Source organism: Streptomyces sp. NPDC048424, assembly GCF_040651555.1.
In the GTDB taxonomy this organism is placed as follows: domain Bacteria; phylum Actinomycetota; class Actinomycetes; order Streptomycetales; family Streptomycetaceae; genus Streptomyces.
In genome coordinates this window covers 164,988-186,254 of the sequence record NZ_JBEZKE010000011.1, presented here as the reverse complement: position 1 = coordinate 186,254, position 21,267 = coordinate 164,988, and the positions used below count along the sequence as shown (strand labels likewise).

Genomic DNA, 21,267 nt, shown 5'->3' with positions numbered 1-21,267 from the left:
GGAGGGTGGGCGGCAGATCGCCGAGCTCGGCGGTGATCAAAAGCTTCGGGCCCGCGAAGAAGCGCGTCCTCGGCCGTCCCGGGTCGGCAAAATGGTTTGAGCTCGGGCGGTGGCACCGTCAGGATCGGGGAAGACCGATGAGTTCTTCCCGGCGCCGCAGTCTGTCAGTGTGACCGCCACGCGCGGAGGACACTCAGATGACGGAAGGCACCATGCCCGCACCACACGAAACACTCATCCCCTCGCCCGCCCGCGTCACCGCAGTGCTGCGGATTCTCGTGCTGTCCACGTTCGTCGTCCTCCTCAACGAGACGATCATGGTGAACGCGATCCCGCGGCTCATGCGCGAGTTCGAGGTCACCGCAGCCGCCGCGGGGTGGCTGTCCACGGCCTTCATGCTCACCATGGCCGTCGTCATCCCGGTGACGGGTTGGTTCCTCCAGCGCGTGACGACCCGGACCGCCTTCGGCCTCGCCATGGCACTGTTCCTCGCGGGCACGGCTCTGGCCGCGGCCGCGCCCACCTTCCCCGTACTGCTGGCCGCACGCGTCGTCCAGGCCGGCGGCACCGCCGTCATGATGCCGCTGCTCATGACGACGCTGATGACCCTCGTGCCCCCGCACGACCGCGGCCGAGTCATGGGCAACATCACCCTCGTCATCTCCGTCGCACCCGCCCTCGGCCCCGCCGTCTCCGGCGTGCTGCTGCAGCTGGGGTCATGGCGCCTGCTGTTCTTGGCCGTGCTTCCCATCGCCGGAGCCATGGCCGTGTTCGGCCGGCGCAAGCTGGTCAACATCGGCGAGCCGCAGGCCGCCCCCATCGACTGGATGTCCGTCCCCCTGGCGGCAGCGGGCTTCGGCGCCCTGGTCTACGGCCTGAGCGGGCTCGGTGCCGAGAACGCGGCCCGAGCCCCCGTGCCCCCGGAGGCCGTCACCCTGGTCGGCGCCGTGCTCGTAGGCCTGTTCGTATGGCGACAGCTGGCACTGCAGCGCTCGTCCGCACCACTACTGGACCTGCGCGCACTGACGTATCGTCACTTCTCCGTGGCGCTCGCCCTGATGTGCCTGTCCTTCATGGCCCTCATGGGTGCGTTCATCCTGCTGCCGATCTATCTGCAGGAGGTGTGCGGTCTGACCTCACTGCAGACCGGGCTGCTCCTCATCCCCGGCGGCCTGACCATGGGCCTGCTCGGACCACAGGTCGGCAAGCTCTACGACCGACTCGGCGCACCACGCCTGGTCGTACCCGGAGCCGTACTCACGGCGCTGTGCCTCGCGCTGTTCGCCTTCACGGGCGAACAGACCTCGCCGTGGGTGGTGCTCGCCCTCCACGTGGCCCTGAGCGCGGGCATGGCGTTCGTCTTCACCCCAGTCTTCACCTCCGGCCTGGCCGTACTGCCGCCGCACCTCTACCCCCACGGCTCCGCCATCCTGGGCTCGCTCCAGCAGGTCGCGGCCGCCGCCGGCACCGCCCTGGTCATCAGTGTCATGTCGGGACGCGCCGCTACGGCAGCAGCCGAGGGCGCCGACGCCACCGGCGCCCTCGCCACGGGCATCCGGTGGGGATTCGGCATCGGCGCCGTGCTCGGCGCCCTGGCCGTGCTGGTGGCCTTGCTGATCCGTACCCCGCCCGTTCCGCAACAGCCTGCCGCGCCGGAGGCCCAGGACGAAGACGGCACCGCGACGAACAAAACCGCCCACACACCCACCTGATCCCTGGATGACCGGCCCGGCCGCTCCGCACTGCTCCACGCGGCCCGGGCCGGTCAGATCACTCCCCGGGGTCGAGGGTGGGCTGGCGGAGCTGTACCTCGGCGCCCGTCTGCTTGAACGACTCGGCGGACACCGGCACGAGCAGCGCATCGCGGTGGAAGTCCCGCAGGTTGGTCGACCCGCAGCTGATCATCGTCGAGATGAGCTTCGCCCGGGTCCGCTCCACGTTGTCGTACAGGCTGCCGGCGTACGGCACGTAGCCGTCGACGCCCTCTTCGAAGACCATCTGGCCGCGCTGGCCGTACCGGGCCGCGTTCTGCGCGCGCCGCGAGCCCTCACCCCAGTACTCCTTGTACCACTGGCTGCCGATCTGCAGCTTCCGCGACGGGCTCTCGTCGAGCCGGGCGAAGTAGCGGCCGAGCATGATGAAGTCCGCCCCCATCGCCAGCGCCATCGCCATGTGTGAGTCGTTGAGCAAACCGCCGTCGCAGCACAGCGGCACGTACACACCGGTCTCCTGGGCGTAGGCGTCGCGCGCCTGGACCACATCGAGCAGCGCGGAGGCCTGCCCGCGGCCGATGCCCTTCTGCGCCCGGGTGGTGCAGATGGCCCCGCCGCCGATCCCGACCTTCACGAACGCCGCGCCCGCATCGGCCAGGTAGCGGAAGGCCCTGCCGTCGACGACATTCCCCGCGCCGACGAAAACATCATCCCCGTACGTCTCCCGGGCGAATTCGAGGGTCCTCGCCTGGTACACGGAATAGCCGTCGGAGGAGTCCAGGCACAGCACGTCCGCGCCGGCCTCCATCAGGGCGGGAATGCGGTCCTTGAAGTCACGGGAATTGATACCGGCACCCACACGCAGCCGCTTTTCGCCGTCCACCGTCGCACGGTGATACGTCTTGTGGGCCTGATAGTCCTTCTTGAGGACCAACGAGAAGACCCGGCCGTCCTCGAGCACCGGCAGCACGTCCAGATGGTGCTGCCAGATCAGCTCATTCGCCTCGGACAGGGAGACCGAGGCCGGCGCGGTGACCAGGCCGGCGCGGGCACGCATCCGGTTGCCGGCGGTCTCGGAAGCCCCGTGACGCTCCAGATGGAAGTCGTCGAGGCTGATGATCCCCAGGAACTCGCCGTCCGCGTCCCCGCTCTGCGTGACCACCGCCACGCCCTGCTCGGCCTCGGACAGCTGCCGTGCGACTTCGCCAAGAAGCGTCCGCGGTGCCACGGTGATCTCACTGGTCCGGAAGCCGGCCTTGTGCCGCTTCACCGCCAGCACGTCCGCGACCTGGTCCTCGACCTGCTGATTCTGGTGGATGAACGACAGCCCGCCGACCTGCGCCAGTGCCACCGCCAGCGTCGGTGACGACACCGCCTGCATGATGGCGCTCACCATGGGCGTGGCGACCCGAATTCCCGGCTCCTCGCCGACCCGGTGGCGCACCAGCGGCGCCCCGAGATCCACATTGTCCGGCGTGCAGTCTTCTGTGGTCAGGCCCGGGATGAGGAGGTATTCGCTCAGCGTACGAGAAATCTCGGGGAGGATTTTCACATTGTCTCCAGCAAGGAGCCTGCGCACCGATCAACGGCGGATCGGCGAGGCTCGTACGGGCAGTGCGGATCGACCCCGGCCGGTGGCGCACTGTCGGAAGAATGCGCTCTGGAGATCCTCAGAGCGGGCGCACCCGGCGGAGCAGTGCTCGCACGCGCGGCCGAATCGGCGGCGAAGGCACCGCAGACCCGGATCCTCCGCGCGGTGCTGCACAGGCGCTGACTTCCATTGCGCCATACGTGATCTTACCGCACCGCCCCCGTCGCCCCGTCGGCACGAAAAGCACCGAAGTCGGCCTCCCCTCCGCGCACTTGGCCGCCCCGCCCCGCCCGTGATTGCAGTGGGCGAGCTTGCCGCCCCAGCTGTGGTGGGTGAGCCGGAGCGGCTGTACGTCGTGCACCGCGACGACGTCGCCGACGCCAAGCGGTCTCGGTGGTCATGGGCGGGTGTGGTCAGCCACGTCGATCCGCACCGATTGGTTTCCCGCGCCGCGCCGGTCTCCACCCGTGAGACCGACTCATGGAAGGCTGACGCCATGCGGAAACTGATCTACGGCATGAACCTGACCCTGGACGGCTACATCGCCGCGCCCGGCGACGACATCGGCTGGAGCGTGCCGAGCGACGAGCTGTTCCAGTTCTGGTCCGACCAGTTGCAGGCGACCGAACTGACGCTGTACGGGCGCAAGCTGTGGCAGACGATGAGCTCCTACTGGCCGACAGGCGACGAGCAGCCGGGCGCCACCCCGGCGGAGATCGAGTTCGCGCGCCGCTGGCGGGACATGTCGAAGGTGGTGTTCTCCTCGACGATCGACACGGTCGACTGGAACACCCGCCTGGTCACCGGCGACGCGGTCGCCGAGATCACCCGGCTCAAGGCCGAGGACGGCGGCCCGATGGACATCGGCGGCGCGACGCTCGCAGGGGCGGCCATGCGGGCCGGGCTGATCGACGAGTACGTGCTGGCCACCGCGCCGGTCCTGGTGGGCAGCGGCACACCGTTCTTCACCGCGCTGGACAGCTGGGTGAACCTGAACCTGGTGGAGACGCGGACGCTTCCCTGCGGCGTGATCCTGACCAGGTACGAGACGAGGCGCTGAGCGCCCGTCACGCGACTCGACCGCCGACAGGGTCGACGCGCATGACCATGCGGGAGAAGTCCGTCCCGCCGGCTGGACGCGTTCGGAATGGGCCAGGCCCTCTATGCGCACCCCGCACCCCGCGCACATCTGCCGAGTGGCCGGGTGGCGGCCCTCCTGTCACCGCCGGCCGTTACCGTGGCCCGCATGAACGAGAACACGTACTGGACCTCCGCGCCGGACCGGATCGTGCGCGGCTCGATGAGCCTGTGCCACCTGACAGTGTTCGAAGCGCCGTTCAACGTCGACGCCCGTAGCCTGCCCCCCAACGACCCTGAGCGCGCACGCGCGTTCGTCGAGTCGTTCGAGGGCATCGAGGCCGTCCTGGAGGACCTCGGGCCGCGCTCCGCGCAGACCCCGCTCCCATCGGCGGCACGGTCCGATCTGGACATCGTGCACGCTGCCGCGTGGGGCGGCATGTTGAGCATCGTGACTCCCGCGTTCGCGACCGACGGCAACGACGAGCCGCTCCGGTCGGCGGCGAAGGAGTTGCGGGAGCGGTTCCCGGATGCGCGGATCGTGGGACGGGTCTCCTACCACGGGGGGATGGAACACACCGAGAACATCGTGTGGTTGCCGGACGGCGCGATGTTCCACGCATCGGGGTGGCCGGGTGATGAGCCGTTCGTCGTCTCGGGCGATCCGCGTGCGGTGATCGCGTCCCTGGATCTCAGGGGGTGGATGGTGGACAACGCCGGCGTCGACCTGGACGTGCCCGCGAACGAGGTCTACTGGGCGGGCCTGGGGGGCTTGGCGCTCGGGCATTCGGACCCGTGGGGGTGGGAGGAGATGGAGACGACGGCGTTCCGTGTGCGGCACTCCGAAGACGCGGTGAGGGACATGGAGAGCCTGTACTTCGTCTAGGCGGAAGGCGGCGGGCGCCCCTGAGGTCGAGGGCCGCTTGCGTATGAACTCACCGACTGCGTACGGGTTTTGACGCTTCGTCGACACGCCTTAACTCTTCTTTACTTGTGGCGGGTGGGGGCTATGGTGGTCGGGCGGCGCGTACACGTCACGGGGGCCCACGCGCCGCCCACACCCCCTCAGGCCCCACCGGAGAGGGAAGAACGAGCTCTTGAACAAACACATTCGGATACCGTCCAAGTGGCGATTAGCGGCCAGGTTCGCCGCCGCTGTCGGCCTGACGGCCGCGATCGTCACCACCGGACTCCAGGCCGTCGAGGCCGCACCACCGAAGCTTCCGCCGGTCTCGGCAAAGCTGAAGGCGGGATCCGGGAAGCGCTGCGACACCCGCAACGGCCTCCCGACCGCCCCGACGACACCGCCGGACTCGGGGTTCCCCGACAACCCGACCGGGAACCTGTACAAGGACACCGCCCTCCCCAAGAACTTCGACTTCGACCTTCCGGGACAGGCGTACGACGGCCTGCAGACACCGACGGCCGCCCAGAAGACCGAGGCCCTGTCGAAGGTCCCCGGGGACCTGGACAAGAACGTCGAGGCATGGAAGAAGATCGCCAACGCGTCGGGGAAGCCCGCGGACCGGGCGATGGAGATCTACGCCCGGTACTTCGCGAACAAGGAGAACCTGGGGTTCAAGCACTGGTTCGACAAGCGGTACATCCGCAACCAGATCAACAACCACAAGGGCTCGGGCTTCGAACGGCAGCTCGTCAAGGACTACAAGCTGATCGGCCCGGACTGGCTGTGTGAGGTCACCGTCGAGCTGTTCGACAAGAACGGCGACAAGGTCGGCGAGCGCCGGTACGACGCCTACAACCAGAAGAGCAAAGAGTTCAACGAGTTCAAGTCGAACTCGAAGCTGACGGCGAAGCAGCTTGCGAACGACCGGGTCGTCGCCAAGTCGCTGCCCGACCACAAGTTCCGCTTCACCGGCGCGAAGCCCTTCACCAAGGGCCAGGTCAAGCTCATCGACGACCTGGAGCGCGACGTGCGCAACATGCGGAACGGGAAGGCCGGGCAGGTGCGCGGAAACCAGCGCATGTACAACCCGGTGCCCAAGACCACTCCGATTCAGGGGTATTCGGACCATCAGCGGTGGTTCGCACCCGCCTGTCAGACGGGTACGACGCAGCTCGCGGCGACCGGCGCCAACACGTGCGGCACCCGCGGCCCCGCCAACGACCGCGCCCTGTCCTCCGGGAAGACCCTGGAAGAGGCGAAGCGCTTCCAGCGCGACGCCAACCGCCTCGACCCGAGGGGCACCCTCCCCAGGGGCGGCCCGGGCGGCGTCGACTTCACCACCATGGAACTGCGGTACGTCGGCGGCCTCGAAAAGGGCAAGGGCATGACCTACTCCATGCGCGCCGACCAGATGCCCGACCCGGACAACAACCCCGGTTTCGGCGGCGAAGCCCGGATGCAGCTCTCCTCCGACGCCCTGTTCACCTGGCTCGCCCTGACCCCCGAAAAGTTCTGGGTCAACCTGAACCCGGACCAGCCGGACAAGGTCATGGACGCCAAGTTCGGCAAGACCGACGCCGGCCGCGTCCTCCTCGACGCCGACCTGGTCATGAAGCACGACTTCTCCGAGGCCCTGAACCCCGACAAGCATCCCGGGGGCAAGCTGTACTGGGACACCGCGCCGCGCCGCAACGGCATCCCCTGCTTCCCCGGTACCCGCTTCTGGATCGAGCCCGACGAGGCCAAGGTCCGCGAGCAGGACGGCGGGATCTACATCCTCGACTCGCCCATGGACGTCTCCGCCCAGTGGCTGGACGTCGACTACACCGTCCCCGGCTCCACCGAATGCACCGACCTCTCGGACGCCGAGAAGAAGGCCATCGAACGGTCGGTCAACGCCAACATCGTCCCGGTCATCCAGGAACGGGTGAACAAGGACCCCAAGTACGCCGAGCTGCGCGCCGTCTACAACGCCCGCGTCGCCGCCGAGTACATCCGTCAGCAGGACGCCAAGTCCCCGACTGACTTCCACGACGTCATCAACTCCAACGACGTCTCGGCCTGGCCGATCCGCGCTCCGCACGAGGACTGGACCCGTGAAAAGGTCTGGGACGCGTACATGCAGTCCATCAAGGAAGGCATCGAGTGGTTCGAGCTGGAGTACGGCGGCAAGCTGTACAAGCAGGGCGTCGGCGGCGTCGACTTCTCCAAGCAGCCCAAGCAGAACATCCCCAAGGCCCAGTTCGACGCCCAGAACCAGGACCTGGACAACACCACCGTCAACTCCGCCAAGTCCGATGACACCTCCTACCGGGACCTCGACACCCTGTACCTCGGCGCAGGCCCGGCCCCGGACGGCAGCGGCGAGGACCCGGGCGGCGAAGATCCCGGAGGCGACCCCACCCCGACACCGACCCCGTCGGGCACCGGCAAGCCGACCAACCCTCCGACGACCCCGGCCCCGGACCCCACCAACCCCGGTGGCGGTGACAACACGCCGCCCACACCGGAGGACCCCGACGGCGACCTCGCCGACACCGGCTCCAACACACCGGTGGGCCTCATCGCCGCTGTCGCCGCTGCCCTCGCAGGGGCCGGCGTCACCCTGACGTGGTGGATGCGGCGCCGCCGCACCGCGCAGGAGTAGTCCGACCAGGCAGTCACGTCTCACAGTGAAGGGCCCCACCCGTACGCACGCGCCGGGTGGGGCCCTTCACCGTCCCCGGCCGGCACGACCGGCCGTGATGTGCGCACCCGGACGTTCTTCGTCCGCCGTTGGCGCAGCAACCGGAAGCGATCCGATGGGTGGCTCGACCTGACTGCTGTCGTACGGGCGTCAGCGGGTGAGGAAGCGGGTGGCGCCGACGTAGACACGGCCGGTGGAACCGATGGGTTCCTCCCGTACGGGGTCACCCGTTCGAGGCGAGTTGATCATCATGGGTTCGCCGTTCCGCGTGCCCGAATAGATGCCGACGTGAGTGACCTCGGTGCCGGTGGCAGGACGGAAGGCGACGATGTCGCCGGGCCGGAGGTCCTCCGTGCCGGTGATCCGCACCCCCGCCGCCGAGCCGGCGGGTACCTGCCCGCCGCCCGCGTCGAACTGCGGCTCAGCGTCCCGGGGGATCGTCACGCCGAGCGCGGAGTGGATCTGGCTGGTGAGGCCGGAGCAGTCGTAGCCGAAGCCGGAGGTGCCGGACCACAGGTAGGGCAGGCCCAGGAAGGCGCGTGCGGCGGTGACCACGTCCGCGCCGCTCGGTGCGGACGGCACCCTCGCCAGATCGCCGGCCCGGAAGAACACCCGGACACCGCTGGGGGAGTGGGCGGTGACGACTCCGGGCAGCGGACCGGCCTCCACCGGGAAGGAGGTGTTGTACGAGTACTCGCCGACCTGCTCGGATCCGCGGCCGGCGAGCGCGGCCCGGGCGGTGGCGAAGCCCAGGGCCGTGGGGCTGACGACGCGTTCCTCGTGCGTCGTACCGGCGGGTGGGCGGTGGTGCTCCGAGGTGAGCTGCCGGTCGGGAATCCAGCCGGGGTAGGCGCCCCGTCCGGCCTGGTCCCTGGGGGTGGGCTGGCCGTGCACCCATACGTGGTCCCAGCGCAGGCCGCCGTGCCACTCGCTGCGGTCAACGGTCACCCGGATGCCGTGCAGGGCCTGCGTCTCCCCGGCGACCTCACGCCGCTCGTCCAGGGACATTCCGGCCAGCCAGCCGCGGACGTCAGCGGGATTGGTGGTCGCCTTCGCGTCCACCGGGCGAACCTGTTCGGGGCTGACCCAGACCTGGGCGACCGCCACGTCGACGTAGCAGGTCGGGGCGGCGTCACAGGGGCGCCGCGCGGCGGTGGGTGCGTCGGGGACCGCGGTGGCCGGAGAGGCGAGGGCGAAGGCGAGGGCGAGGAAGGCTGTGGCAGTGGCCGTCAGGACGGTCTTCACGGAGTACATGCGTCGATCCTGTCCAGCACGCCGCACCCCCGAACCCCGCCGCCCCGGCCTGCCCCCAGCTCCCAGCTGGGTGGCGCAAAAGGTGGGATATTCGACATTGCGGACGCCGGGATGCAGGGGCAGGCTTGTGTCATGAGGAGCCGTACCGCACTCGTCGTGCTCTTCGACGGCATGGACGCGTTGGACGCGGTCAGTCCGCTGGAACTGCTGTCCGCGGCGAACGCGTACGCCACGGAGACCCGGGGGCAAAGGCTGCCTTACCGCATCCTCACCGCCAGTCCGGGCGGCAGGCCGGTGCGCAGCCCCAGCGGTCTGACCCTCGTGCCGGACGCCGTCCTGGAGAAGACCGTCGCGCCGCACACCGTGCTCGTGCCCGGTCCGTACAGCGGCGCAGGCGTGACCCCCGTCAATACGGACGTGGTGCGCTGGCTGCGGCAGCACGCGGCGCGGTCCCGGCGGGTGGTGGGCCTGTGCACCGGCACTTTCGTGCTCGCCGCTGCCGGACTCCTGGCCGGCAAGAGGGTCACCACCCACTGGAGCATGGCCGCGCAGCTCGCGGCGGCGTATCCCGAGGTCCGGGTGGACAGCGACCCCATCTTCATCCGGGACGGGCGCATCGCCACCTCCGCGGGCGGCACCAGTGCCATGGACCTCATGCTCGCCCTCATCGAGGAAGACCTGGGCCACGACGCGGCCACCGTACTCGCCCGCCATCTGGTCGTCTTCCTGCGCCGTCCCGGTACCCAGCGCCAGTTCAGCACCCACCTGCGCGCTCAACTCGCCGACCGGCAGTCCCTGCGCGACGTACAGGACTGGATCGCCACCCACCCCGGCGCCGACCTCACCGTCGGGACCCTCGCCAGGCGGGCCAACCTCTCACCCCGCCAGTTCACCCGCGCCTTCACCGCCGAAACGGGTACGTCCCCCGGCCGCTACGTCGACCAGACCCGGCTCGAAACCGCTCGCCGCCTGCTGGAGGACTCGAAGCAGAGCGTGGAACGCGTCGCGAGCGGCAGCGGCTATCCCAGCCCCGAAGCGATGCGCCGCGCCTTTCAGCGCACGCTCGGAATGTCTCCCCAGCAGTACCGCCAACGGTTCTGAGGAGCCTCCCGAGCCGAGGCCCAGCCGCCCTCGGAGGCCCAACTGCCCTCGACGCCGAGGTAGTTGCCTCAGGCATCTCTCGAATGCCGGGGTGGACGACCTTCCCACCTTTCGCGCCCTTCCTGAGCCAACCGGCCCCCGTGCCGCGACCCCGCAACGCCCGTGGAATCAGGCGCGAGAGGCCGGATGGAGCGGGATTTCGCCCCCTTCGGCGGACGCCCCGGGCCATTGATACTGGGCCGACTGCGCGGGGCCCTCGCCCGACAGCCGCAGCCACAGCCGCAGCCACAGCCACATCATGAAAGAGTCAAGCATTCCGTGAACAACCAAGAAATGCGGCGCCTCGGCTCCTATTTCGATGACATCGTGGCGCAGTTCCCGGTCGAACAGCCGACGGCCAGTCTCCTGGTCACGCACCTGCTCCCGGAGCGCCCGGCGTTCGTGCGGGCCGTCGCCCGCATGTCGGACCTCCGGGCCGTGCTCCCCAAGCCGAAGTCGATATCTCCCCACGCGCTGGCCGTCGTACGGCGCTCGACACGGTGCGATCCCTTGTCCCGGGAGGCCTTCGGCGATCCGGACGCGGCCACCGCGTACCTGGAGGAGCTGGCGGCGGGGATGCCGGTCGTCCTCCTCGACATCGGCGGGTATTTCGCCCCGGCGCTCTCCGAGATGTGCGGGAAGTTCTCCGGACGGATCCTCGGAGTCGTCGAGGACACCGAGAACGGTCACCAGAGGTACGCCGAGATCGACAAGCTGCCGTGCCCGGTCGTCACCGTGGCGCGTTCCCCGCTGAAGGATCCCGAGGACTTCCTCGTCGGCCAGTCGGTGGTGTTCTCCACCGAGGCCCTCCTGCGCACGCGCGGCGCAATCATGGTGGGCCGCAGAGCGGCGGTGATCGGTTTCGGAAAGCTGGGGTCCAGCATCGCCCGCCTGCTGCACGCCAAGGGGGTCCCGGTCACGGTCTACGACACCGACCCCGTGCGCGGCACGCAGGCCCTGTCGCAGGGCTTCCCGGTGGCCGCGTCACTGGAGGCCGCCCTGGAGCGGGCCGACGTCACGATCTGCGCGACCGGGGCCAAGGCCCTCGGGCACGAGGACCTCGCGCTGCTGAAGGACGGCTCGTTCGTCGCCAGCGTCACCAGCGCCGAGGACGAGCTCGACCTCGAACGGCTGCCGCAGACGCACACACTGACGCCCGTGGGCGAGCACATCACCCGGTGCACGTCGGGCGAGCGGCACTTCTACCTGTGCAACGAGGGCAACGCGGTGAATTTCCTGCACGGTGCCTCCGTCGGCCCCTTCATCTTCCTCGTCCAGGCCGAGATCCTGGCCGGCCTGAGCGCGCTGTCCCGCGGTGACCTCGCCCCCGGCCTCCACGAGATGCCGGCGCGGGACCGCGCCGCCATCGCCGCCACCTGGCTCACCCACTTCAACGACCGGACGTCATGAGCATCGACAAGCAGCACATACGGGCCGTCCTGGACGCCCACCTCGACCGCCACCCCGAGGACGCCCTCCCGCTCGCGGGCCTGCGCGAGCTCCTCGACGTGACGGACGCCCTCCCGGACTCGCGCACGGAGTTCCGCGGGCACGTCACGGCCGGCGCCGTCCTGGTGAACGAGCAGGGCCACGTCCTGTCCGTCCGGCACCGTGCCCTGGACCGGTGGCTGTTCCCCGGCGGCCACCTCGAGGACGGCGACGCTTCGCTCGTCGACGCCGCACTGCGCGAACTGTGCGAGGAGACCGGGATCCCCGCCGCCTCGGTGGAAACCGTGGACCGCCGGCCCGTGGACGTCGACGCCCACACCATTCCCGCGAATCCGGCGAAGGGCGAACCCGCCCACACCCACTTCGACTTCCGCTTCGTCTTCCGGACGCACGAGACCGGTACATCGCTGCAGACCGAGGAGGTCACCGACGCCCGGTGGCGCCCCGTACACGACATCCGCGACGAGCAGCTGCGGTCCCGCGTGAGGGCCCGCCTCGATCGTGCGGGCCTGCGTGACCTCTCGTGAACCGGGCACAGCGAACGATCCTCGTCGTGACCATGCTCGCCGCCTTCCTGGCGGTCATGGACCAGTTCATCATCAACATCGCGCTGACCGACATCCGTGACGACCTCGGCGCTTCGATGCCCCAGACGGAACTGGCCGTCAGCGGCTACGCCCTGGTGTACGGCGCCGTACTGATCACGGGCGGACGGCTGGGCGACCTGTACGGCCACCGCCGCCTCTTCGCCGTCGGCGTCGCGCTCTTCACCGCGGCCTCGTTGGCCTGCGGCCTGGCCCCGTCGGCCGGGGTCCTCGTGGCCTTCCGCGTGGTGCAGGGGATCGGGGCGGCGCTCTTCTACCCCCAGGTCCTCTCCTTCCTGCAGACCGATTTCGACGGGACCGCCAGGAGCCGGGCGTTCGCCGTCTTCGGCACCGTGGTCGGGCTGGCCTCGATCAGCGGGCAGGTGCTGGGCGGGCTGCTCGTGGGCCTCGACCTGTTCGGCCTGTCCTGGCGCCCGGTCTTCCTCGTCAACGTTCCCCTGGGTCTGGCGGCCCTGGCCGGAGCGGCGCTGCTGCCCGCACGCCGGGGTACCGACCGTCCCCTGCTCGACCTGCCCGGGGTCCTCCAGCTCATGTCGGCGCTGGTCCTGCTGACGCTGCCACTGGTGGCCGGGCCGGGGTGGGGCTGGCCCTGGTGGTCGTACGTCCTGCTCCTCCTGTCGGTTCCGACGGGCTTCGCGTTCGTGCTCTGGGAGCGCCGGGTGGCCGGCCGCGGAGGTCTGCCGCTGCTCGACGCCGAGTTGTTCCGACAGCGCGTCTTCGCCGCGGGCAACGGGCTGGCCCTGGCCTTCTTCGCCGGCAACGCCGGTCTGTTCTTCATCCTGACCCTCCACCTCCAGCAGCACCTCGGCTTCTCGCCCCTCCAAGGCGGCCTCGTCTTCGCGCCGCTCGCGGTGGCCTTCATCGTCGCGTCGGCCCTGGCGCCGCGGATCCGTGCCCGGGTGGGACTGCACCTCCTCACCCTGGCCTACGCCGTCAACCTGCTCGGCATCCTCACCCTGCTGGCCGTAGCCGTCACGGTCGGCGAGTCCGCGTGGCGCGGTGTTCCCTGGGCCCCGCTGGCGGCGCTCACCGTCATCGGCGCGGGACAAGGGCTGGGCGTGAGTCCGCTGATGGCCGCAGTGCTGACGGACGTACCGCACCGGCATGCCGGCGCGGCTTCCGGAGTGGTGGAGAGCACCGCCCAGGTGGGTGCGGCCCTGGGCACCGTCCTCGTCGGCCTCGTTCTCCAGACGTCGTCGGCGGACGGCACGCCGGCCTTCACCCGGGCGCTGAGCGCCGACGCCCTCCTCGCCGGGACGGCCCTCCTGTTGACGATTCCGCTCGTACGGCCCCGGAGCCGGCCGGACCGACCGCTGCGCCGTACTGCTTCCGCCCACCACCGGACAGGTGTCTCCTCATGACCGGAACGACGACCCGACATCACGGCACGGCCGTCCTGTTCGATCTCGACGGGGTCCTCCTGGACAGCAGGCAGGCCATGCGCAAGGCGATCCGGGGCACCGCGACTGCCGCGCTGGGCAGGCGCGTGGAGGACTCCGAGCTCGGCCCCGAGGCCGATCGACTGCCGCACCACGCCGTGCTCGCCCGGCTGGGCGTCCATGACCGGGAGACCGTCCTGGGAGGCGCCTGGGAGAGCGCCTTCGCGGTCGCCGCGCAGGACGTCGCACCGTTCGACGGCGCCCTGGAAGTGCTACGGGAACTCCGGTCGCGGGGCACCGCCGTCGGCGCCGTCACCCTGCAGCCCCGCAGCCGCCTGACCTGGCTCCTGCCGGCGGAGCTCACCGGGCTCCTCCAGGTCGTGATCGGCTGGGGTGACGCCGAGCCGAAGCCCTCCGGCGAGGGCATCACCCTCGCCCTCGAACGACTGGACGTCCATCCCTCCCGGGCGTGCTTCGTCGGCGACAGCCCCAGCGACATCGAGGCGGCGAGAGCGGCCGGAGTCGTCCCGGTCGGGGCGTCCTGGGGCTACACCGGCCCCGCCCTGGCCGCGCACCGCCCCGCCGTCCTCCTCCACGCGCTGTCCCAGGTCCCCGAGGCGGTGGCGGAGGTCCTGTCCCAATGAGCCCGCCCGCCCGCCCGCCTGCCCGCCCGCTACAGCACCCGAGGAGACGCCCCCAAGCCCGACCCGATCGGCGCACGTCGGGCAAGGCTCTGCGTGTACCGGCCGGGGGACGCTTCGAACCCGGCGAGGTCGAGGCCGTGTCGTATGCCTCCTTGGAGGGAGGCGGTCCGGGAACGGTCCGGATCTTGGCCGCGCGTGGTCAGGGTGCCGGTGACGGCGCGGAGGATCGCTTCGGTGGTGTTTCGGCACTGTCGATGCGTGCCGTGTGCTCCGCGGCAGGTGTGGGGGAGGGACGTGCGCCGCTGCTACGGGGAGGGAGCGCGTTGCGGGTACGCCGGTGAAACGTGATCAGGGCCAGCAGGGCCGTTGCTGCGAACCAAAGGGCCTGCAGCGCAAGGTAGGCGGGGGTGTTCGCGGTGGAGAACGCGCTGGCGGTGGCGGTCTGGATGGCTCCGTGGGAGGGCAGGAACTGCACGAAGGGGCTGTCGGCACTGGAGCTGCGTGAGGGGTGTTGCAGGGTGATGTCGACGACGCTGGTCATCGCGACGGCGAACATGCCCTCCACCTCGCGGCGCAGGACCGATCCGAAGACGACCCCAAGGGCGCCATAGGTCATGGCACTGGCGAACAGTGCGGTGGCGAGCTGGAAGGGCTGCCGCGGCGACCACGTCGCGTGGATGATGGCCGTGGCGTAGGCGGCGACGAATGCCGAGGCCAGGATGAGGGTCGCGGCCTTGGCCAGGACGAGGTGGGTACGGGGGTATCCCGCGAGGGCGAGCCGTTTGTCGAAGGGCCCTCCGGAGAAGGTGGCGGCGAACATCATGAACCCGGTGATCAGGGACACGGCGTTCAGCGCACCGGTGAGCTGGGTCATCCGATTGCCGGGCGGGGAGAGGAGCTGCCCGGTGGCGCTCAGGTGGAAGGGGACGGCGGTCTCGGGGATGACGAGGTAGGCCACGATCGTCCAGGCCGGGACGAACGCCATGACCAGGACCATGGCGAACTTGTTGCGGGAGTGCTCGATCAGGTTGTAGCGGACGGCCGTGGTGAACCAGGTCAGGTGTCCTCCGGAGCCGTTGCTCATACCGTTGTTCCTTCCGGGGCGGGGGCGGGGGAAGGAACCGGGGTGTGCGACTGGAGGCGGCCCTCTTCGAGACGGTAGAGGCGGTCGAGGCGTTCGGCGTCGTAGGCCAGGTGGGAGACCACGAGCACGGACCGCCCCGAATCGCGCAGTCGGGCGGCGAGCTCCCAGAAACGCTGGTAGGTGTCCCAGTCGAAGCCCTGATAGGGCTCGTCCAACAGGAGCACCTGGGGATCGTGCATGAGGGCGAGGGTGAGGTTCAGCTTCTGGCGGGTGCCGCCGCTGAGGACCCCGCTGCGGACGTCTGCGTATTCGGTGAACCGCAGTGCCGCCATGATTTCTTCGGCCCGCCGCAGATCCGTCAGTCCGTAGGCGGTTTTGAAGAAGGCCAGGTGCTGGCGCACCGTGAGCGCGTCGTTGAGCACCACGTCCTGGGGGCAGTATCCGAACCGGCCGCCATGGGTCACGGTGCCGCTCGTAGGGCGCATTTCACCGGAGAGGATCTTCAGCAGGGTCGACTTCCCTGCCCCGTTCTCGCCGACGATTCCCGCCAGAATCCCCGGGGGAAGGGACAGGTCGATGCCGCGCAGCACAGCATGGCGGCGGTAGGCGTGGTGCAAGCCGGTGACCTGCATGGCGTTCCCTCTCTGCTCGGGTGGGGCGTGCGGCGGCGCGCCAGGTGACCGCTCCGGCAGCGGCAGCGGCAGCGGACTTCGGTGTTCTGCGGTCAGTGGGTGACGGCGGAGCGGGGGCGGCGGGTGACGGGGAGCGCGACGAAGGTACGCAGGTTCAATCCGGGTGCCCGGGTGGCCGGCCCGTCGCTGCGCAGGGTGGGGAAGCGGCGCAGGAACTCAGGGAGGAATTCGGAGGCGTTCAAGCGGGCCAGGGGCGCGCCGAGGCAGTAGTGGACGCCGGCTCCGAAGGCGAGGCTGCGTTGCGGGGGGCGCTGGAAATCGAGGGTGTGGGGATCCGTGAAGTACGCGGAGTCGCGGTTGGCGGCGGCGAGTGAAGCGTGGACGAGGGTGCCGGCCGGCACGGGGATGCCCCCCAGCGTGGTGTCCTCGCTGGGGACTCGGACGGCGTTCTGGACGGACGGGTCCCACCGGGTGAGTTCCTCGATGGCCTGGGGCAGGGCTTCCGGGTGAGCGGCAAGCCACCGCGCCTGGTCCGGGTGCTTCTCGAATGCCAGGACGGCGGTGGCGAACAGGGACGAGGTGGTCTCCGCCCCGGCGCCGACGAGGAAGACGATGTGGGCGGCCAGCTCTTCGTGCGGGAAGCGTTCGCTGCTCGGACGTTCGAGTTGAAGCCACTGGGACATCAGGTCGGTGCCGGGCGTACCTGCGCGTTCGCCCAGGAGCGTCTCGATGTAGGGGTGGAACTCGGCGGCTGCCGCGTCTGCGGCGGCGAGCTGGGCGGGAGCGGCGAAGGGTTCGGTCAGTGCCGCCGTTTGGAGGCTGTACCGGGCGATGAGGGCCCGGTCCTCGGTGGGCAGGCCGAGGATTTCGCTCATGACGGCGACGGGCAGTGCGCGGGCGACCGTGTCGATGAAGTCCGCGTGGCCGTGCTCGGTGAGTTCGGCGTCCAGCCGGTCCAGGTGCGCGCGCACCAGCAGCCGCACCGTGGGGCGCAGACGTTCCAGCGCGGCGGAGGTGAATGCGCCCGTCTGGAGGCGGCGCACCCGGCTGTGCAGAGGAGGGTTGAGACGCGGAAGGGTGTTGAGGACTCGCGCGCTCATGCCGTCGGTGTCGAGGCCTCGTCCGGCACGCCATGTGTGGTCGGGCACGTGCCAGATCCGATCGGTGAGGATCTGGAGGCATTCGGTGTAGCCGGTGACCAGCAGAGCGTGCGGGCCGAGGCTCACCACCGGCCCGGCATCGCGGATCTCCTCGAAGAGGGGGAAGGGGTTCTCCCGGCCCTGGCGGGACTGGAGTCTACGGATGACGCCGCGCGGTGCGGGCGGGGCGGCCAGGGGTGCAGTGGCGGTGTCCATGAGCGGCGTGCTCCTGTCGCGCGGGTAGTGCCCTGTGCGGTGTGGTCTATGTGGTGCGGAAGGCCAGGACGACGTTGTGGCCGCCGAACCCGAACGAGTTCGACAGTGCCGCCCGCACGGGCTGGCGCGAAGCTGTCTTGGAGACGAGGTTCAGGTCGATGCCGGGTGCCGGTTCTTGGAGGTTGGCCGTGGGCGGGACGGTGGACTGCCCCATCGCCAGGACCGTCAGCGCCGCCTCGACCGCGCCGGCTGCCCCGAGCATGTGCCCCAGGACGCCTTTGGTGGAGGTGACGAGAGGGCCGTGGGGCAGCATGCGGCTGATGACGCGTGCTTCGACGTGATCGTTCAGCACGGTCGAGGTGCCATGGGCGTTGACGTGGTCGATGTCGTGAGCGGCGAGGTCCGCGTTGCGCAGCGCGGCCTTCAGTGCCTGCGAGGCGCCGACCCCCTCAGGGTGGGGGGCGGTGGGATGGTGGGCTTCGGAGGCGGAGCCACAGCCTGCCAGTAGTGCCCGAGGACGCCGGCCTCGGGCTGCGGCATGCTCCGCCCGCTCCAGCACCAGAACGGCAGCGCCCTCGGCCATCACGAACCCGTCCCGGTCGGCATCGAAGGGCCTGGACGCGCGTGCCGGGTCCCCGCACCGCTGCGACAGGGTTCCCAGGTTCGCGAACGCCGACACCGTCAGCGGCGTGTTCGCCGCCTCCGTGCCCCCGGTGATCACGATGTCGCACTGCCCGGAGGCGAGCAGGTCGCGGGCCACCACGATCGCGGTCGCTCCGGACGCGCAGGCAGTGGACACCACCATGCTCGGCCCCTTCACGCCCAGTGCCAAGGCGACCTCGCCCGCGACGGAACTCGGCGTCACCATCGGGATCATCAGCGGAGAGACGCCTTGCGGTCCCTGTTCCACGAGTCGGCGGAGCTGTTTCTCCCACGTGGTGACACCACCCATCCCGCAACCGATCACCACACCCACCCGGGGGCCGTCCCATTCGGCCGCGGACAGCCCGGCGTCGGTCACCGCCTCGTGCGCCGCCGCCAGCATGAACTGGACGAACCGGTCCAGCCGATAGAGGTTGCGTCGTCCCACCGCACTGGTGTCGAACTCGCCGACCGATGCGCAGAAGTCGACCGGCATGCCCACGAGCCCGGGATGAGGGGCCGCCTCCGTGGTACCGCCCTCACACACCCTGCGCCAGGTCTCGTCCACGCAGGACCCGGCCGGGGTGACCATCCCCAGCCCGGTCACCGCGATCTGTCGCCCCGTCACTGACGTGCCGCGCCCGCAGATGCCGGCAGGGCGCCGATCCGGTTGTCGATCAGTTCTGCCAACTCGCGCAGTGCCGACCCCTTGCCGACGTCCTCACCCGTGATCCTCACCGCGAACTGCTCCTGCACGATCGCGGAGAGCTCGGCCACCGCCAGAGAATCCAGCTCCATGTCGGCCAAGGTGGCATCGGGGCGGATCATCTCCGGCTCCACCTGAAACGTCTCGTCCAGGATGCCTGCCAGCGTGTCGTAAACGGTGCTCGTCATCGTTCGCCTTCCACTCGGAGCCGGCGTGATGATCATGGTCCGTGGAGAGCCGCTCCGCCTGCTAGAAAGGGATCGCGGCGGCCGCCTACGACGTTGACGGGTGTCCGCTTCCTCGTTATCCGGGCTGTGCCCCAGCCACCTTCGAGCGGCGTCGGCACCCTCTCCCGGCATGCTCTGAACCGACCGACCCCGTACGGCCGTAATGAGGAACGGAACACTTATGGAGCAGCGCGACATCACCACCCGAACGATCCGCACGCGCGGGCTGGTCTTCGAGGCCGAGACCCTCAAGAGTCCTTCTCCGCGCGTCGCCCCCGTTTTGGCCGTCCGGGCGGGCGGCGAGGGCGAATCCACCATCCGCCCGCAGGCGGAGGCCCTGCTGCCGTTGGCCGACGTCATCGGCGTGCGCATCGCCGGTGTGTCCAACCCCGGCTTCCTTCCCCCGCATTGTTGCGTGGGTGATGTGGCGGACGGCTTCGCCGCGGTCCTGGACGAGCTCGACGTACCCCGGGTGAACGTCCTCGGCACCTCCCACGCGGGAGAGATGGCGTACCGCTTCGCGACCGCTCACCCCGACCGAACCGATCGCGTCGTCCTCACCGGCGCGACCGGCCACCGCCCTCACCTGCCCCCCGGTTCCACCGCCGCCAGCATCGCTGCCCGGGTGCAAGACCCGGAGCAGGACGTGGCCGACGAAGTCATCTCCCAGGTGCTGTGCCTGGATCCGGACCGGCCCATTCGCGGACGCACGGCTCTGAAGTGGATCCTCAAAGACCTCTTCCACAGTGCGGACAAGGACCACCTTCGCCAGTGGACCGACTGCATGCAGATGCTGTGCGAGGCGCCCCCGCCCACCGGATTGACGGTTCCCCTCCTCATGGTCACCGGAGAGCACGACATCGCCATCCTCCCCGGCGACAGCCGCGCGCTGGCCACGATGTCGAGCCAGGCCGTGCTCGCCACGGTGCGAGAGGGCGACCACTGGTTCTTCCTCACCCACACCCGTGAACACCTCGACATGACGTGCAGGTTCCTTCTCGACGAGCCGCTGGATCACCTGCCCTACCTCGCCTCGCTCGAATACTTCCCCCAGCCGCGCGTCTCCGATCCGCTACCCGCCGCCTACGCCCCATGACCAGGTCCGCGATCAGCCGCCGTTCGCCGGGCTTGGACGAGACCGAGCTTCTTGGAAAGGTTGCCGCAGTCACCGGCGCAGCCTCGGGAATCCGACGTGCGCTCGCGGTCGAGCTGGCAGGCCGCGGCGCTGCTCTCGCCGTCTGTGACGTCGATGCCGCTGGTCTCGCCGAGACCGTCGCGAGGTGCCAGAGTCTTCGGCCTCATCAGCATCCCGACGCAGTCCGCCTACGCGGCCAAGTTCGCTGTCCGCGGTTTCACCGACGCGCTGCGCATGGAGTTGGAGGTGGCCGGACACCCGGTCTCGTGCACGACCGTGCACCCTGGCGGAATCAAGACCGACATCGTCAAGAACGGCCGTTCCTAGCTCACCAGCAGCCAGGCGGCCGCGGACAGGGACAAGGCCCACAGCGGCTTCCAGCGGACGGCGCGCACCACCCCGGAGAAGGCCGCCCGCACGATCCTCGGGACCGTGCGGGCGAACCAGCGCCGCGTTCTCGTCGGGCCCGACGCCTACGCGATCGACTTCATCTCCCGCCTGCCGGCAGGGTTCTGCCAGCGGATCGTCAGGGTCGGAGCCACGCTCCGGCTCAAGCCCTGAGACCGGATCCGAACAGGAAGACCGGAGCGACCTGCTGGAGGCGTTCGAGGACGAGTAGCGACAGGCCGCGTTGGCTCGACGCGTCGCTTGCGGGGCCGGACCGCTCACGGCAGACAGGCTGCTGACCACCAGGACTGGGATACGCCGTAGGAGCATGTCAACCTAACAACGTCCCTGATCGGACGGGGATCCTGCTAGTCCGGATCTTGCTGCGCGTTGCGCGTGGGTGGGGCGGGGAGAGTGGGAACGTTCGGCGACTGCCGCCCGCCGGGGGGACGCCGACATCGACGTGACCGGACCGCTCCCGCCGGAGGGTGGCACCGCGGGATGACGCCGGACGCGGCCTGGCCGACAAGGCGTACGTCCCGGGCGATCCGCCGCCACCTGCGTCGGCGGGGGATCCGGGTGGTGATCCCGCAGCCTGCGGACCAGGCCGCCAACCGCGAGCGGCTCGGCCGGCACGGCGGGCGCCCGTTCATGT

Annotated in this window: 19 protein-coding genes and 2 pseudogenes; 14 read left to right on the top strand and 7 right to left on the bottom strand. The window is 69.9% G+C overall.

The window, feature by feature from the left end; all coding sequences use genetic code 11:
• The first annotated feature begins 212 nt into the window (after positions 1-212).
• Positions 213-1,712 (top strand): DHA2 family efflux MFS transporter permease subunit, encoded by a 1,500-nt coding sequence (locus AB0D29_RS18530; protein WP_362855375.1) that lies wholly within the window; start codon positions 213-215, stop codon positions 1,710-1,712.
• Positions 1,713-1,770: 58 nt separating this feature from the next.
• Here AB0D29_RS18530 and AB0D29_RS18525 read toward each other — a convergent pair whose 3' ends face one another.
• On the bottom strand, positions 1,771-3,291 hold the full coding sequence (locus AB0D29_RS18525) for an IMP dehydrogenase (RefSeq protein WP_362855373.1): 1,521 nt from the start codon (positions 3,289-3,291) through the stop codon (positions 1,771-1,773).
• 508 nt (positions 3,292-3,799) lie between these two features.
• Here AB0D29_RS18525 and AB0D29_RS18520 point away from each other — a divergent pair.
• The 3 genes from AB0D29_RS18520 to AB0D29_RS18510 all read left to right on the top strand — a co-directional run bounded on the left by AB0D29_RS18520 (position 3,800) and on the right by AB0D29_RS18510 (position 7,934).
• Entirely contained in the window at positions 3,800-4,363 is a 564-nt protein-coding gene (locus tag AB0D29_RS18520; protein WP_362855372.1) for a dihydrofolate reductase family protein, read from the top strand.
• A gap of 186 nt (positions 4,364-4,549) precedes the next feature.
• Positions 4,550-5,266, top strand: a complete 717-nt coding sequence (locus AB0D29_RS18515) for a DUF6333 family protein (RefSeq protein ID WP_362855370.1) — start codon at positions 4,550-4,552, stop codon at positions 5,264-5,266.
• A 211-nt stretch (positions 5,267-5,477) separates the two neighbouring features.
• The gene (locus AB0D29_RS18510; RefSeq protein WP_362855368.1) at positions 5,478-7,934 is read left to right on the top strand and encodes a hypothetical protein; all 2,457 of its coding nucleotides are present in this window, start codon (positions 5,478-5,480) and stop codon (positions 7,932-7,934) included.
• Between the two features lie 189 nt (positions 7,935-8,123).
• Here AB0D29_RS18510 and AB0D29_RS18505 read toward each other — a convergent pair whose 3' ends face one another.
• Positions 8,124-9,227, bottom strand: coding sequence for an NlpC/P60 family protein (locus tag AB0D29_RS18505; RefSeq protein WP_362855367.1), 1,104 nt, complete (start codon positions 9,225-9,227; stop codon positions 8,124-8,126).
• A gap of 132 nt (positions 9,228-9,359) precedes the next feature.
• Here AB0D29_RS18505 and AB0D29_RS18500 point away from each other — a divergent pair, with 132 nt between their 5' ends.
• From AB0D29_RS18500 to AB0D29_RS18480, 5 genes are all read left to right on the top strand, one after another.
• Complete coding sequence (locus AB0D29_RS18500) at positions 9,360-10,328, top strand: GlxA family transcriptional regulator (RefSeq protein ID WP_362855365.1); 969 nt, start codon at positions 9,360-9,362, stop codon at positions 10,326-10,328.
• A 318-nt stretch (positions 10,329-10,646) separates the two neighbouring features.
• Positions 10,647-11,777, top strand: coding sequence for an adenosylhomocysteinase (locus AB0D29_RS18495; RefSeq protein ID WP_362855363.1), 1,131 nt, complete (start codon positions 10,647-10,649; stop codon positions 11,775-11,777).
• Positions 11,774-12,343 carry an NUDIX hydrolase gene (locus AB0D29_RS18490; protein ID WP_362855362.1) on the top strand — a complete coding sequence of 190 codons (570 nt, stop codon included), beginning with the start codon at positions 11,774-11,776 and terminating at the stop codon, positions 12,341-12,343. Before AB0D29_RS18495 ends, AB0D29_RS18490 begins: the two co-directional genes overlap by 4 nt.
• Positions 12,344-12,375: 32 nt before the next feature.
• Positions 12,376-13,782, top strand: a complete 1,407-nt coding sequence (locus tag AB0D29_RS18485; protein ID WP_362855476.1) for an MFS transporter — start codon at positions 12,376-12,378, stop codon at positions 13,780-13,782.
• Positions 13,779-14,444: an HAD-IA family hydrolase gene (locus AB0D29_RS18480; RefSeq protein ID WP_362855360.1), complete on the top strand. Its 666-nt coding sequence runs from the start codon at positions 13,779-13,781 to the stop codon at positions 14,442-14,444. Before AB0D29_RS18485 ends, AB0D29_RS18480 begins: the two co-directional genes overlap by 4 nt.
• A 199-nt stretch (positions 14,445-14,643) precedes the next feature.
• On the opposite strand, the gene AB0D29_RS18475 is transcribed toward AB0D29_RS18480, so the two are convergent.
• The 5 genes from AB0D29_RS18475 to AB0D29_RS18455 all read right to left on the bottom strand — a co-directional run bounded on the left by AB0D29_RS18475 (position 14,644) and on the right by AB0D29_RS18455 (position 19,051).
• Positions 14,644-15,528, bottom strand: coding sequence for an ABC transporter permease (locus AB0D29_RS18475; RefSeq protein ID WP_362855358.1), 885 nt, complete (start codon positions 15,526-15,528; stop codon positions 14,644-14,646).
• The gene (locus AB0D29_RS18470) at positions 15,525-16,160 is read right to left on the bottom strand and encodes an ABC transporter ATP-binding protein (RefSeq protein WP_362855357.1); all 636 of its coding nucleotides are present in this window, start codon (positions 16,158-16,160) and stop codon (positions 15,525-15,527) included. The genes AB0D29_RS18475 and AB0D29_RS18470 overlap by 4 nt, the downstream gene beginning before the upstream one ends.
• A 92-nt stretch (positions 16,161-16,252) precedes the next feature.
• Complete coding sequence (locus AB0D29_RS18465; RefSeq protein WP_362855356.1) at positions 16,253-17,515, bottom strand: cytochrome P450; 1,263 nt, start codon at positions 17,513-17,515, stop codon at positions 16,253-16,255.
• 46 nt (positions 17,516-17,561) lie between these two features.
• A complete protein-coding gene (locus AB0D29_RS18460) occupies positions 17,562-18,785 on the bottom strand; it encodes a beta-ketoacyl-[acyl-carrier-protein] synthase family protein (RefSeq protein ID WP_362855355.1) in 1,224 nt (407 codons plus the stop codon).
• Positions 18,782-19,051, bottom strand: a complete 270-nt coding sequence (locus tag AB0D29_RS18455; RefSeq protein ID WP_362855353.1) for an acyl carrier protein — start codon at positions 19,049-19,051, stop codon at positions 18,782-18,784. Before AB0D29_RS18455 ends, AB0D29_RS18460 begins: the two co-directional genes overlap by 4 nt.
• Positions 19,052-19,271: 220 nt before the next feature.
• Here AB0D29_RS18455 and AB0D29_RS18450 point away from each other — a divergent pair, with 220 nt between their 5' ends.
• From AB0D29_RS18450 to AB0D29_RS18430, 5 genes and pseudogenes are all read left to right on the top strand, one after another.
• Positions 19,272-20,186, top strand: coding sequence for an alpha/beta hydrolase (locus AB0D29_RS18450; protein WP_362855352.1), 915 nt, complete (start codon positions 19,272-19,274; stop codon positions 20,184-20,186).
• Positions 20,183-20,341, top strand: a pseudogene (locus AB0D29_RS18445) (3-hydroxybutyrate dehydrogenase); the annotation flags it as partial. The gene AB0D29_RS18450 and the pseudogene AB0D29_RS18445, both read left to right, overlap by 4 nt.
• Positions 20,340-20,552, top strand: coding sequence for an SDR family NAD(P)-dependent oxidoreductase (locus AB0D29_RS18440; RefSeq protein WP_362855475.1), 213 nt, complete (start codon positions 20,340-20,342; stop codon positions 20,550-20,552). The pseudogene AB0D29_RS18445 and the gene AB0D29_RS18440, both read left to right, overlap by 2 nt.
• Positions 20,553-20,657: 105 nt before the next feature.
• Positions 20,658-20,786, top strand: a complete 129-nt coding sequence (locus AB0D29_RS18435) for a hypothetical protein (protein WP_362855351.1) — start codon at positions 20,658-20,660, stop codon at positions 20,784-20,786.
• A gap of 360 nt (positions 20,787-21,146) precedes the next feature.
• Positions 21,147-21,260: pseudogene (locus tag AB0D29_RS18430) on the top strand (IS5/IS1182 family transposase); the annotation flags it as partial.
• Between the last annotated feature and the right edge of the window lie 7 nt (positions 21,261-21,267).

Excerpts from the sequence above, each read along its gene's own strand:
- AB0D29_RS18490 (WP_362855362.1), top strand. The coding sequence starts at position 11,774 with ATGAGCATCGACAAGCAGCACATACGGGCCGTCCTGGACGCCCACCTC.
- AB0D29_RS18520 (WP_362855372.1), top strand. The coding sequence starts at position 3,800 with ATGCGGAAACTGATCTACGGCATGAACCTGACCCTGGACGGCTACATC.
- AB0D29_RS18505 (WP_362855367.1), bottom strand. The coding sequence starts at position 9,227 with ATGTACTCCGTGAAGACCGTCCTGACGGCCACTGCCACAGCCTTCCTC.
- AB0D29_RS18465 (WP_362855356.1), bottom strand. The coding sequence starts at position 17,515 with ATGGACACCGCCACTGCACCCCTGGCCGCCCCGCCCGCACCGCGCGGC.
- AB0D29_RS18475 (WP_362855358.1), bottom strand. The coding sequence starts at position 15,528 with ATGAGCAACGGCTCCGGAGGACACCTGACCTGGTTCACCACGGCCGTC.
- AB0D29_RS18470 (WP_362855357.1), bottom strand. The coding sequence starts at position 16,160 with ATGCAGGTCACCGGCTTGCACCACGCCTACCGCCGCCATGCTGTGCTG.
- AB0D29_RS18450 (WP_362855352.1), top strand. The coding sequence starts at position 19,272 with ATGGAGCAGCGCGACATCACCACCCGAACGATCCGCACGCGCGGGCTG.
- AB0D29_RS18485 (WP_362855476.1), top strand. The coding sequence starts at position 12,376 with ATGCTCGCCGCCTTCCTGGCGGTCATGGACCAGTTCATCATCAACATC.
- AB0D29_RS18515 (WP_362855370.1), top strand. The coding sequence starts at position 4,550 with ATGAACGAGAACACGTACTGGACCTCCGCGCCGGACCGGATCGTGCGC.
- AB0D29_RS18440 (WP_362855475.1), top strand. The coding sequence starts at position 20,340 with ATGCCGCTGGTCTCGCCGAGACCGTCGCGAGGTGCCAGAGTCTTCGGC.
- AB0D29_RS18480 (WP_362855360.1), top strand. The coding sequence starts at position 13,779 with ATGACCGGAACGACGACCCGACATCACGGCACGGCCGTCCTGTTCGAT.
- AB0D29_RS18530 (WP_362855375.1), top strand. The coding sequence starts at position 213 with ATGCCCGCACCACACGAAACACTCATCCCCTCGCCCGCCCGCGTCACC.
- AB0D29_RS18500 (WP_362855365.1), top strand. The coding sequence starts at position 9,360 with ATGAGGAGCCGTACCGCACTCGTCGTGCTCTTCGACGGCATGGACGCG.
- AB0D29_RS18455 (WP_362855353.1), bottom strand. The coding sequence starts at position 19,051 with ATGACGAGCACCGTTTACGACACGCTGGCAGGCATCCTGGACGAGACG.